The sequence below is a fragment of the Cupriavidus sp. D384 genome, assembly GCF_001652915.1.
Taxonomy (GTDB): Bacteria; Pseudomonadota; Gammaproteobacteria; order Burkholderiales; family Burkholderiaceae; genus Cupriavidus.
Genome location: NZ_BBQI01000029.1, coordinates 1 through 11,656, shown reverse-complemented (window position 1 = coordinate 11,656; position 11,656 = coordinate 1). Strand labels below are relative to the sequence as shown.

Below are 11,656 nucleotides of genomic sequence, written 5' to 3'. Positions count from 1 at the left end.
AGGCCGGTCCGGACAACAAGATGGCGATAATCGGCCGCGCAGACACTCGATCCGAGGGCTCTCGCCGCGGGCGGCCGATCCATAACAAAGGAGCGAGACATGGTCGACCCGATCTATCACAAGACGGAGGCTGGTCAGGAGGAAATCCGCACGCGCGCACGCAAGCTGGACCAGAAACTGCGAGCGCTATTGCTGATCGTGAACGGAGAACGCGCCAAATCAGAGCTGTTGGCGCAAGTTGGCGGCATGGGTGTGGCCGAGGAGGCATTCGATACCTTGCTGGCGCTGGGCCTGATCGAACCGGTATCCGCGCCCGCTGTCCAGGCATCGGCACCCGCCCCGCGCCCCGCCAGGCAGTCGGCGCCGCGCAAACCCGCCGACACCAATCTGTTCGCCGCGTATTCGGGCTTCAATACCCCAGACGGCAAGGGCATCGACGACCGCGTGGACGACCGCGACGTACTGGCCGACACCACCATCGCACCGGCCATGGCGCCGGTAGCTGCCGGTGCGCCGGCCGGCGCCGACGGCTACAAGCGCCTCTACCACTTCTATACCGACGTGATCGGCAACCACCTGGGCCTGCGCGGCTACGTGCTGCAGGTGAAGGTGGAAAAGGCCGCCACGGTGGTGGAACTGGCGGCGCTGCGCGACACGCTGGGCACGGCGCTGCAGAAGTCCAAGGGCGAGATCACCGCGCACGCGATCATCGACCAGCTCGACGACCTGCTCGCCGAGATGGGGGTGGCGCCAGCGCGGTAGGCTTCCCCGGGACACGAGCCATGCAGACACCGGACAGGCCAGCGTCACGCACGCGATGGGTCCGGTGCCTGCTGCCCTGCCTTGGCGCCATTGCCCGTTGCGCGATGGCCCAGGAACTGGAACCCCGCGCCTATTCCGCCGCGCCGACCGGCACGCATTTCGTGCTTGCCACGTATGCCCGGCTGGCTGGCGACGTACTCACCGACCCATCCCTGCCCATTACGGACGTCAAGGCGAAGATCGCTGACCGTGCAATACCGCTGGACGGATTGAGCGGCCCCACAAGACGCGGCGGTGCCCCGGCTACGCGCCGCCCTCCTGACTGGATGCCGGCGCCGGGTTACCCACCGAATACCAGTCCACCTTGCGCGTGATCGCCATGATGCCGGCGAGCATCACGAACAGCAGCAGCGAGCCCAGCACCAGCGCGTTGTCTTCGGACACCAGCAGCCCGTACAACGCGCCATACAGCGCGGTCAGCAGCCCCGCAAATCCCGCGCCGCGCTGCCAGCTGCGCAGCACGAAAGTGAGATAGAAGCCCAGCAGTCCGATGCAGGCCGCGCTGGCCGACAGATAGGCCACCAGGAACGGCGCATGCTCCGACAGGCTGACCAGCAGCAGGAAGAACATTGCCAGCGCCAGCCCGGCCAGCAGGTACTGGATCGGATGGATGCGCAGCGCCTTGACCAGCTCGAACATGTACAGTCCCGCAAAGGTCAGCAGCACGAACAACAGCCCGTACTTCACGGCCCGCTCGGCCTTGACGTAGATATTGACCGGCTCCATCAGCGTGACGGACGCGGCCTGCAGCGACATCGGATTATTCGCCCCCGGAATGCCGGCCAGCTGGTCGCGCATATGGGTATTGAAGGCCGTGACGGACCATTCCGCGTTGAATCCATCGTCGGTCACAGTGCGCTGGCGCGGCAGGAAATCGCCGTCAAAGCTCGGATGCGGCCACGGGGAGCGCATCGTGAACTGGTTGTGATCGGCCACGGGTACCAGCGCCATCGAGCGCGCGCCCAGCACCGACAGCTTCAGGTTGAACGGTACGGTGCGGGCGTCGAGCGACTTGCCAGCCGCGCCACCCGCATCGATCCGTGCATGCAAACCCTGCGGCAGGCTTTCCAGCCGGGCACCCTGCTGGAACCGGACGGGCTTGCCGTCGAATTGCAGCACCGGCTCCGCCATGAGCCCGCGCATATCGCCGACCCCCAGCACCACATAAGGCTGGCCCATCTCGAAACGGACATGGCCCACGGACTTCGGCAAGTCTTCGTCGGACGTCAGGTCTGGCAGCACGATCGTGCCGTCCCATTGGGTGGCGGTCTCATGGACGATGGTCTTGTGGATGCCGCGATAGCGCTCGCCGGGCGTCACGTCGGCGCGTACCTGCAGCGTCTTCGGAAACACCAGCAGCCGCCGGCTTTCCTCGCGATTCTGCAGCGGTATGGTTCCGGGCACCGCCACGGCCACCACCTCCTTGTAGGGCACCACGAGGATCGGACCCGTCAGGGTCTGGGGACCGGCGTAGCTCTGCCAGATGCTTTGCTCGGCGGCGTCGCGGTACTGGCTGCGCTCGCGCACGACGCCAAGCACCATCTGCAGCGCGATCCACAACAGCAGGATCACGCCGGCAATAATCGCGATGCGGTAAAACAGGGCCTTGTTCATGGGAGTCTTGCGAGTGGAGATGCCGCAAGACTAGCCAGTGCCTGTGGGCGCAAGATGTGGCCGGCGGGGGGCCGGCGTGAAGCGTGTGAAGTCAGGCGGTTGCCTGCAGCGCCGGCGCATGCCGCTGGCCGGCTGGCGCGTCAGTCCGCCACTGGCAGCACCAGCTCGGCACGTGCCCCGCCGCCCTCGCGGTTGGTGACGGCGACCGCCCCCTGATGCAGCAGCGCCACCTCGCGCACCAGGCATAGCCCCAGGCCGGTGCCGCGCTCGCGGCCATCCGGGCGCGGCAGCGAATAGAAGCGTTCGAACAGCCGGTCCATCGCATAGTCGGGGATGCCGGGCCCGCGATCGTCGATCCTGAGCACGATCTGGTCCGGCCTGGCCGACTGCAACAGCGATACATCGATGGCGGTTCCCGCCGGCGCAAAATCAAGCGCATTCTCAAGCAGATTGACGATGGCCTGCCGCAGCAGGAACACATCGCCATTGACCACCGGCTCGGTGTCGGGCGCCTGCCAGCGCAGCTGCACGGCCCGCTGGCGCGCCCTGGGCTCCAGCGACTGTACGATCTGGCCGATTTCCTGTGCCAGGCACACTGGCTCGCGCTTTTCCAGATGCTGCCGCTGTTCGACTTCGGCCAGCTTCAGCAGCTTGCGGATCAGCAGATCCAGCCGTTGCGCCTGGCCGCGGATATTGCCGACAAAGCGCTGGCGGTCGGCGGCCGGCATGTCTTCCTGCAGCAGTTCGGCCGCGCCGCCGATGGCCGCGAGCGGGCTCTTCATTTCGTGCGTGAGCGTGTGAATGTAGTGCTCCACATACTGCTTGTCTTCCAGCCGCAAGCGCATGGTTTCCACAGCCCGGCCCAGTTCGGCAAGCTCGCTCGCGCCCCGCAACGGCATCTCGGCACGCTCGCCGGCGGCCACCGCCCGGGCGTAGCGCTGCAGCTTGCGCAGGCCGAACACAAGCCAGAGCGTACACAGCACGCCAATCGCCGCCGCCCCGCCGATCAGCAGCAGGCCATAGGTCAGGATCACACCCTGGCTGCGCGCGATAAACGGCGCCACGGCCCGGTTCGGCTTTGCCACGGTCAGCGCGCCGATGATGCGCGTGCCGTCGCGGATCGGCGCCGCCACATACATCACCGAACTGCTTTCGTCGGCGGGATCCGACCGGGTACTGCGCGCGCCATACTTGCCCTGCAGGGTCAGGTAAACGTCATTCCAGCGCGAATAGTCAGCACCCATCGCCTGGCCCGCCGTATCGAAGCGGACGATGCCGTGTTCATCGGTGATGTAGATGCGGTAGCCCACCGCGTCCTTGTGCATGCCCCAGACGCTGGCGTCCACGGGCTGCTCGCGCAGTTGCGCCAGGCGCCGGGCAAAGGCGCCATCGGCAATCTGGCCGGCCTTGAGATCGTCGGCCGCCAGCACCGCCAGCACATGCGCGGTGTCCACCAGCGTGTCTTCCATGGCCTGGCGCACCCCCGGCTTGACCTCCTGCACGAACACCCGCAGCGTCAGGAACGTCGCCAGGCCAACCACCAGGAAGAAGCCGAAGAAGATACGCAGGCCGATGTGCATGGGCGGATCAGAGTCGATTCAGGCTTCGAGCACTTCGAGCGAATAGCCCATGCCACGATGGGTGCGGATCGGGTCGCCGGCCGGGTCCACCTCGCGCAGCTTGGCGCGCAGGGTCTTGATGTGGGTATCGACGGTGCGGTCGACCGTGTCGATCGCGTCGTGCCAGACCAGGTCCATCAACTGGGCGCGAGCATAGATGCGCCCCGGATGCTGCAGCAGGACGGCCAGCAACCCGTATTCGTAACGCGTGAGATCCAGCCACTGGCCCCGGTAGGACACCCGCGCGCCTTCGGCGTCGTGCTGGAAGCCTGTCTGGCGCGCAGTGGGGGCCGGCGTGGCAGTCGTCGCGGCCGTCGCTACCGTGGTCTGCGTGGCCGCGCTGGCGGGTGCCGCCCCCTCCGCCTGCGGCCGGGCACGCCGCAGGATCACGCGCACCCTGGCCGCCAGTTCGCGGGGCGAGAACGGCTTGACCACGTAGTCGTCGGCGCCAATCTCCAGCCCGACGATACGGTCGATTTCCTCATGGCGCGCCGTCAGGAAGATCACCGGCACATCGGAAAACGTGCGCAACGTGCGGCAGACCTCGAAACCGTTGATATCGGGCAGGCCGATATCGAGCACCACCAGATCGGGCCGCTGCGTGCGCAACCGGGCCAGCGCGTCGCCGCCCAGCACGCAATGGTCGGCCTGCATGCCGTCCGTACGCAGTGCGTACAGGATGGTATCGGCGATGGCGGATTCGTCTTCCACCACCAGAATGGACGGTTGTTTCATGGGCGGGCGCGGCAAGGAGAGCGGTGCGTATTATCCGCCATCCCGCGAAGCAACGGTCGAGCGCTCCGGCACACCCAGCAACTGGCGGAGCCTGCCAAGGAAAGCGGGGACATCGATCTGGCGGCGGCGGTGCATGGCGGGCTCCGGTGGGGATTGGAGCGGCCAGTGTCGTGGCGGCAGGTGAAGGGACAGTGAGGCGGGGGTGAAGTGGAAGGCGGCAAATCGACGTGGGCCGTCTGGGACAAATTGAAAAAAGCCGGCACACCTGATGGCGGGCCGGCTTTTCTGGCGAGATGACGAAGCGGCAATGCCGCCGAATTTACGCCTCGATGCCTTGCGACTGCAGGTACTCGTCGTACGTACCCAGGTAGTCGGTGATCGTGCCGTCGGGGCGGACCTCGATCACGCGCGTGGCCAGGCCGTTGATCAGTTCGCGGTCGTGCGACACGAAGATCAGCGTGCCCGTGAACTTGTCCAGCGCGATCTGCAGCGATTCGATCGACTCCATGTCCATGTGGTTGGTCGGCTCGTCCATCGCCAGCACGTTGTGGCGGCCCAGCATCAGCTTGCCCCAGATCATGCGGCCCTTCTCGCCACCGGACAGCACCTTGACGTTCTTCTTGATGTCGTCGGCCGAGAACAGCAGGCGGCCCAGCGTGCCGCGCAGCGACTGGTCATCGTCGCCGGCCTGGGTCCACTGGCTCATCCAGTCCATCACGTTCACGTCGTTCGGGAATTCCTCGTACGTGTCCTGCGGCATGTAGCCCACATTGGCGTTCTCGGCCCACTTGACCGTGCCGCGGTCCACTTCCACGCCGCGCTGCACGCCGGTTTCCACCACGCTGTTCAGCAGGCTGCGCAGCAGTGTGGTCTTGCCCGCGCCGTTCTCGCCGATGATGGCAACCCGCTCGCCAGCCTGGACTGCCATCGACAGGTTGTTGATGATCTTGCGGTCGTACGTCTTGGTGATGTCCTCGACTTCCACGGCCAGGTTGTGCAGCTTCTTTTCGAATTCGAAGCGCACGAACGGGTTCTGGCGCGACGACGGCTTGATGTCCTCGACCTTGATCTTTTCGATCTGCTTGGCGCGCGACGTGGCCTGGCGGGCCTTCGACTTGTTGGCCGAGAAGCGGCGCACGAAGTCCTGCAGTTCGGTGATGCGTTCCTTGGCGCGGGCATTGGCCGCCACCTGGCGCTCGCGCGCCTGCATCGACGCCTGCATGTAGTCGTCGTAGTTGCCCGGGTAGACCTTCAGCGTGCCGTAGTCCATGTCGGCCATGTGCGTGCACACCGAGTTCAGGAAGTGGCGATCGTGCGAAATGATGATCATGGTGGAGTTGCGCTCGTTGAGCACGTCTTCCAGCCAGCGGATCGTGTTGATGTCCAGGTTGTTGGTCGGTTCGTCGAGCAGCAGGACGTCCGGATTCGAGAACAGCGCCTGGGCCAGCAGCACGCGCAGCTTCCAGCCCGGGGCGATGTCGCTCATCGGGCCCTGGTGCTGGTCGGTGGGGATGCCCACGCCCAGCAGCAGTTCGCCGGCACGCGCCTCGGCCGTGTAGCCGTCGTATTCGGCGTACTTGGCCTCCAGTTCGGCGGCGCGCATGTAGTCTTCGTCGGTGGCCTCGGGGTTGGCGTAGATCGCGTCGCGCTCGCTGGCGGCGGCCCACATTTCCACGTGGCCCATCATCACCACGTCGAGCACGCGGTTGTCTTCATAGGCAAACTGGTCCTGACGCAGCTTGCCCAGGCGGATGCCCGGTTCCAGCATCACGGTGCCCGCCGACTGTTCCAGGTCGGCGCCCAGGATCTTCATGAAGGTGGACTTGCCGCAACCGTTCGCGCCAATCAGGCCGTAGCGGTTGCCCTCGCCGAACTTGACCGAGATGTTCTCGAACAACGGCTTGGGGCCGAACTGCATGGTGATGTTTGCGGTAGAAAGCACGTCTGAACCTTGTCTGGATGTGGGTATGCCCCGTGGGCGCTACCTGCTGGCAACCGGTTTCTGACGGCACGCACCCGATTGGCGTGCCCGGCGCAGCGAAAATGAGGAAATAACCGGTGATTTTACCACTTCCGGGGGGCATTCGTCAGCCATTCGCCACGGGCCCGACGCCGGCTGGCCGCGCTTACAGCGTCGGGTATCCCGTCAGGGCCAGGGTGAAGCCGTCGCCACTGGCTTCCAGCCGCGCATGGGCGCCCACGGGCAGCGTGAGCTTGCGGGGGCAGTGGCCGAACGGCAGGCCGGTCAGCACCGGGATATCGAGCTGTTCGCGCACGTAGTCGAACACGGCGTCCATGTTGTAGCCGTTGTCGTAGTCGGTGGTGCGGTAGTTGGAAAAGTCGCCCATCACGATGGCGCGCTGCGTGCCGAGCACCCCCGCCTGCAGCAGTTGCAGCAGCATGCGCTCCACGCGGTACGGCGGTTCGTTGATGTCTTCCAGGAACAGGATGCCGCCCGGCACCGTCGGCATGTAGGGCGTGCCCAGCAGGCTGCACAGCATGGCGAGGTTGCCACCCCACAGCGTGCCTTCCACGGTACCGGCCGCTGCCACCTGCGGGGCGGCCACCTCGATCCGGTAGGCCGGGTCACGCAGGATGGCCTCGAAGTGCGTCCACATGAACGGATCGACGTGCTCCTCGCCAAAATCGGCCAGCAGCATCGGGCCGGCAAACGTGACGCCCCCGGTGGCTGCCAGGTAGGCAAGCTGGAAGGCCGTGAAGTCGCTGTGACCAACGATCGGCGTGCCGCTGGCGCGGGCCTGTTCCGCAATACGCGCGAAATCGATCCTTGCCAGCAGCCGCGCCAGGCCATAGCCACCGCGCACCGCCAGGGTCAGTTCACCTGGCGCACCGGTGCCGATGGCATGCAGGTCGGCCAGCCGTTCGGCGTCCGTGCCGCCAAATCGCAGGTAGCGGCGCGCAAGGATATCGGGATTGTTGACGTGGTACCCGTGGTGCTTGAGCCAGGCGCAGCCGCGCGCGGCAATGGCCACGTCGTGCGGGTAGCCGGAAGATGCGATCAGTCGGACTTCGATGGATTGGCTCATGCTTCGGATGTTGACGGTACGACGCTCGGAAGCAGGAATTTTCGCCTAATCGGCCGCCAATGGCGAGGGTGGCGAGGGTGGCGAGGGTGGCGTGGCCTGCCCTTGGTCCGCCGGCCCAGCCTCGCCGGCCCGCGCGGCCAGTTGCGCCGCCTTCTGCGCGCGGCGCCGGGCGCCAAAGAAATCGCGCAACATCTGGCTGCACTCGTCGGCCATCACACCGCGCGCCAGCGTGGTCTGGTGGTTCAGGGTGGCCTGCGCGAACAGGTCGACAACACTGCCGGCCGCGCCCGTCTTCGGATCGGTGGCGCCAAACACCACGTGCTTGAGCCGCGCATGGAGAATGGCGCCGCTGCACATCGCGCATGGCTCCAGCGTCACGTACAGCTCGCACTCGGGCATGCGGTAGTTGCCCAGCACCTTGGCGGCGGCACGCAGCGCCTGCATTTCGGCGTGGGCCGATGGGTCCACCGACCGGATCGGCAGGTTATGGCCGCGCGCGATGATCTGGTCGTTCCACACCACCACGGCGCCCACCGGCACCTCGCCGGCCGCCTCGGCCAGACGCGCCTCTTCCAGCGCCGCCGTCATGTAGAAGCGGTCGCGCGCGGCGTCGTCCTGGAACTGGGGCGCACCGGACATGGACGGATCAGTCCTGCGCCGGCAGCGTGAACGGCGCGCTGACTTCAGCCCAACAGTTCGGCGTCTCGAACAGCACCAGCTTGGTCAGCTGCAGATGGTGACCAAAGCAGTCCTTGAACACCGGGGCCAGGATGTCGAATGCTTCCTGCGCCAGGTTTTCTACGGTCGGAATGCTGTCGATCACCACGGTCTTGTGGTTGTCCATCGACTGCAGGAAGTTCAGCAGCGCGGTGTCGCCACGATAGATCAGGAACGCATGGTCCCATTTCGACACCAGGTGCTCGTTGGCAAGCGTCTTGATATCGCCGAAGTCCAGGATCATGCCGTCGTCGGACGCGCCTTCCTGGCGAAGCACTTCGCCGGACAGCGTCAGGTCCAGCCGATAGCGATGGCCGTGGATGTTGCGGCACTGGCCGCCGTGGCTCGGGATGCGGTGGCCGGCGTCGAATTCGAGCCGGCGTGTGATGGAAACTTGTTTGCTCATGTGTCAGCGAATGCCCAGCAGCTTGTGGGTCTGCAGCGACAGGCGCCAGCGAGGATGACGCTGGCAGAAGTCGACCGCGGCGGCCGTATTCTGCCGGGCCAGCGGGCCATCCATGGCCTGCACCAGGAAATAGCGGAAATCCAGTTGCTCGTATGCCGCGAAGTCCTGACCCGCCTGCGGCATCACCACCTTGAGTTCGTCGCCCTTCTTCACCACCAGTTCCGAACCCATCTTCGGGCTGACGCAGACCCAGTCGATGCCCTCGGGCACTTCGATCGTGCCATTGGTCTCGATGGCGATCTCGAAGCCTTGCGCGTGCAGCGCGGCGATCAACGGCGCATCAAGCTGCAGCAGCGGCTCGCCGCCCGTGCACACCACCAGCGGCGTGCCGCCGGCGCCTTGCGGCCATTCCGATGCCACCACGGCCGCCAATTCCTCTGCCGTCTTGTACTTGCCGCCGCGCGTGCCGTCGGTGCCCACGAAATCGGTATCGCAAAACTGGCATACGGCGCGGGCGCGATCTTCCTCGCGGCCGGTCCACAGGTTGCAACCCGAGAAGCGGCAGAACACTGCCGCACGGCCGGCGTTGGCGCCCTCGCCCTGCAGCGTATAGAAGATTTCCTTGACGGCGTATGTCATGCGTATGCGTCGGTTGTAGTGCGTGGGGAGTTCCTGCTCAAAAATTAGGCAAAAGCCGAGGCGCGAGCAACCGGTGATTGTATCAAGAACATAGGGTTTCTGCTAAGTCCATCGTAAATCGCCGCGTTGGCCCGGTTCGGCGCCACTTTATTGATTTCAGATCAAATATCTTCTGCGGATCGACGGCTTTTTCTGCAACAAACGCGCTGGCACACTGCGCTCCAACCTTGAATCCCGGAGCTTGCCATGCCCATTGCCCTGCTGGCGCTGACAATCAGCGCCTTTGCCATCGGAACCACCGAATTCGTGATTGTCGGCCTGATTCCCACCATCGCCGCCGACCTGCATATCAGCGTGCCGTCGGCGGGCCTGCTGGTCAGCCTTTATGCGCTGGGCGTGGCCGTGGGTGCCCCGGTGCTGACCGCGCTGACCGGGCGCCTGCCGCGCAAGGCGCTGCTGCTGTCGTTGATGGCGCTGTTCACCGCCGGCAACCTGCTGGCCTGGCGGGCGCCAAGCTACGAATCGCTGGTGGCCGCCCGCGTGCTGACCGGCCTGGCGCACGGCGTGTTCTTTTCGATCGGATCGACCATTGCCACCAGCCTGGTACCCCGCGAGAAGGCCGCCAGCGCCATTGCCATCATGTTTACCGGCCTGACGGTCGCGCTGGTTACCGGCGTGCCGCTGGGTACGTTCATCGGCCAGCATTTCGGGTGGCGCGAGACATTCCTGGCGGTCTCCGCGCTCGGCGTGATCGCGTTTGTGGGCAGCCTGCTGTTCGTGCCTTCAACGATTCGCCATGCCGCGCCGGCATCGCTGCTGCAGCAGGCGCGCGTGCTCGCCGAACCACGCCTGCTGCTGGTCTATGCCAAGACTGCCATCGGCTACGGCGGATCGTTTATCCCTTTCACGTTCCTGGCGTCGATCCTGCAGGATGTGTCGGGATTCAGCGCCGGCGCCGTGGGCCTGGTCATGCTGGTGTACGGCGTATCAGTCGCCATCGGCAATATCTGGGGCGGCCGCCTGGCCGACCGCCACGGCCCGATTGCGGCGCTGCGCATCGTATTCCTGCTACTCGCCGCCGTGCTGTTCGTACTGACCTTTACCGCGCCGCACCGCTGGCTGGTGTTGGCCACGGTACTGGCCTGGGGCGCCGTTGCCTTCGGCAATGTGCCGGGGCTGCAGGTCTATGTGGTCAAGCAGGCGGAACACCACACGCCGCAGGCGGTGGACGTGGCGTCGGGACTCAACATCGCCGCGTTCAACCTGGGCATTGCTGGTGCGGCATGGGCGGGCGGCCTGGTCGTCGAGCATTTTGGCCTGATGCATACGCCGTGGATCGGCGCGCTGGTGGTGCTGGTAGCCTGGGCCCTGACTGAAGTCAGCGGGCGGCTCGACCGCGCGGCAGGCATCGACGTGCGCACCGGCGGCATGCCTGCCAGTGCCCTGCAGCACTGAGACAGAACGTCGAACGCTCTATGCGCGCACCAAAAAAACGGGCCACGCAGGCCCGTTTTTTTCATGGCAATCCGGATCAGCGCGGCGCGCCCAGGAAATCCATCTTGCCGATCTGCACGCCCTTGTGGCGCAGCAGATCGTACGCCGTGGTCACATGGAAGTAGAAGTTCGGCAGCGCAAACCCGAGCGTGTAGCTCTTGCCATCGAAGGTCACCGGGCCGCCGCGCAGCTTCAGTTCGACCACACGCGTTTCGCTGCCTTCGAGCTGCTCCGGACGGATCGACTTCAGGAAACCCACCGTCTTGGCGATGCGCTCCTGCAGTTCAGGGAACGTGACCTCGTTGTCCGGATACGACGGAATCTCGATGCCTGCCAGCCGTGCCGCGCAGCCCTTGGCCGAATCGCTGGCCCGTTGCACCTGCGCCGGCAGCGCGTCCATGTCGGCAATCAGACGCGTCTGAATCAGTTCGGCCGCGTCCATGCCCTGCGCCTGCGCATGGGCGGCGCCTTTTTCGAGGATGGCGGACAGGTTCGTCAGGGCCCGGATAAACACCGGGATCGATACGTCGTACATCGAGAGGGCCATGGGGGCTCCTTGGATG

Annotated in this window: 11 protein-coding genes; 2 read left to right on the top strand and 9 right to left on the bottom strand. The window is 65.6% G+C overall.

The window, feature by feature from the left end; all coding sequences use genetic code 11:
* Nucleotides 1-99 precede the first annotated feature (99 nt).
* The gene (locus tag A9J21_RS10810) at nt 100-762 is read left to right on the top strand and encodes a hypothetical protein (RefSeq protein WP_066735344.1); all 663 of its coding nucleotides are present in this window, start codon (nt 100-102) and stop codon (nt 760-762) included.
* Between the two features lie 303 nt (nt 763-1,065).
* Here A9J21_RS10810 and creD read toward each other — a convergent pair whose 3' ends face one another.
* The 8 genes from creD to queE all read right to left on the bottom strand — a co-directional run bounded on the left by creD (nt 1,066) and on the right by queE (nt 9,599).
* Nucleotides 1,066-2,436, bottom strand: a complete 1,371-nt coding sequence (gene creD / locus A9J21_RS10805) for a cell envelope integrity protein CreD (RefSeq protein WP_066735342.1) — start codon at nt 2,434-2,436, stop codon at nt 1,066-1,068.
* Between the two features lie 140 nt (nt 2,437-2,576).
* Nucleotides 2,577-4,016 carry a two-component system sensor histidine kinase CreC gene (gene creC / locus A9J21_RS10800; protein ID WP_066735340.1) on the bottom strand — a complete coding sequence of 480 codons (1,440 nt, stop codon included), beginning with the start codon at nt 4,014-4,016 and terminating at the stop codon, nt 2,577-2,579.
* 18 nt (nt 4,017-4,034) lie between these two features.
* The gene (gene creB, locus A9J21_RS10795; RefSeq protein ID WP_066735338.1) at nt 4,035-4,790 is read right to left on the bottom strand and encodes a two-component system response regulator CreB; all 756 of its coding nucleotides are present in this window, start codon (nt 4,788-4,790) and stop codon (nt 4,035-4,037) included.
* 319 nt (nt 4,791-5,109) lie between these two features.
* Nucleotides 5,110-6,732: an ABC-F family ATPase gene (locus tag A9J21_RS10790; protein ID WP_066735336.1), complete on the bottom strand. Its 1,623-nt coding sequence runs from the start codon at nt 6,730-6,732 to the stop codon at nt 5,110-5,112.
* A 184-nt stretch (nt 6,733-6,916) separates the two neighbouring features.
* On the bottom strand, nt 6,917-7,837 hold the full coding sequence (gene ldcA / locus A9J21_RS10785) for a muramoyltetrapeptide carboxypeptidase (protein WP_066735334.1): 921 nt from the start codon (nt 7,835-7,837) through the stop codon (nt 6,917-6,919).
* Nucleotides 7,838-7,882: 45 nt separating this feature from the next.
* A complete protein-coding gene (gene tadA / locus A9J21_RS10780) occupies nt 7,883-8,476 on the bottom strand; it encodes a tRNA adenosine(34) deaminase TadA (RefSeq protein ID WP_066735332.1) in 594 nt (197 codons plus the stop codon).
* 7 nt (nt 8,477-8,483) lie between these two features.
* Nucleotides 8,484-8,960, bottom strand: a complete 477-nt coding sequence (locus A9J21_RS10775; RefSeq protein WP_066735329.1) for a 6-carboxytetrahydropterin synthase — start codon at nt 8,958-8,960, stop codon at nt 8,484-8,486.
* A 3-nt stretch (nt 8,961-8,963) separates the two neighbouring features.
* Entirely contained in the window at nt 8,964-9,599 is a 636-nt protein-coding gene (queE, locus tag A9J21_RS10770; RefSeq protein ID WP_066735324.1) for a 7-carboxy-7-deazaguanine synthase, read from the bottom strand.
* 246 nt (nt 9,600-9,845) lie between these two features.
* On the opposite strand from queE, the gene A9J21_RS10765 reads away from it, so the two are divergent.
* On the top strand, nt 9,846-11,054 hold the full coding sequence (locus A9J21_RS10765; protein ID WP_066735322.1) for an MFS transporter: 1,209 nt from the start codon (nt 9,846-9,848) through the stop codon (nt 11,052-11,054).
* A 76-nt stretch (nt 11,055-11,130) separates the two neighbouring features.
* On the opposite strand, the gene A9J21_RS10760 is transcribed toward A9J21_RS10765, so the two are convergent.
* The gene (locus tag A9J21_RS10760; protein WP_066735320.1) at nt 11,131-11,640 is read right to left on the bottom strand and encodes a DUF1993 family protein; all 510 of its coding nucleotides are present in this window, start codon (nt 11,638-11,640) and stop codon (nt 11,131-11,133) included.
* Nucleotides 11,641-11,656: the final 16 nt, after the last annotated feature.

Bases quoted from the DNA above. Each gene is read 5' to 3' on its own strand.
- A9J21_RS10810 (WP_066735344.1), top strand. From the start codon at position 100: ATGGTCGACCCGATCTATCACAAGACGGAGGCTGGTCAGGAGGAAATC.
- creD (WP_066735342.1), bottom strand. From the start codon at position 2,436: ATGAACAAGGCCCTGTTTTACCGCATCGCGATTATTGCCGGCGTGATC.
- creC (WP_066735340.1), bottom strand. From the start codon at position 4,016: ATGCACATCGGCCTGCGTATCTTCTTCGGCTTCTTCCTGGTGGTTGGC.
- creB (WP_066735338.1), bottom strand. From the start codon at position 4,790: ATGAAACAACCGTCCATTCTGGTGGTGGAAGACGAATCCGCCATCGCC.
- ldcA (WP_066735334.1), bottom strand. From the start codon at position 7,837: ATGAGCCAATCCATCGAAGTCCGACTGATCGCATCTTCCGGCTACCCG.
- tadA (WP_066735332.1), bottom strand. From the start codon at position 8,476: ATGTCCGGTGCGCCCCAGTTCCAGGACGACGCCGCGCGCGACCGCTTC.
- A9J21_RS10775 (WP_066735329.1), bottom strand. From the start codon at position 8,960: ATGAGCAAACAAGTTTCCATCACACGCCGGCTCGAATTCGACGCCGGC.
- queE (WP_066735324.1), bottom strand. From the start codon at position 9,599: ATGACATACGCCGTCAAGGAAATCTTCTATACGCTGCAGGGCGAGGGC.
- A9J21_RS10765 (WP_066735322.1), top strand. From the start codon at position 9,846: ATGCCCATTGCCCTGCTGGCGCTGACAATCAGCGCCTTTGCCATCGGA.
- A9J21_RS10760 (WP_066735320.1), bottom strand. From the start codon at position 11,640: ATGGCCCTCTCGATGTACGACGTATCGATCCCGGTGTTTATCCGGGCC.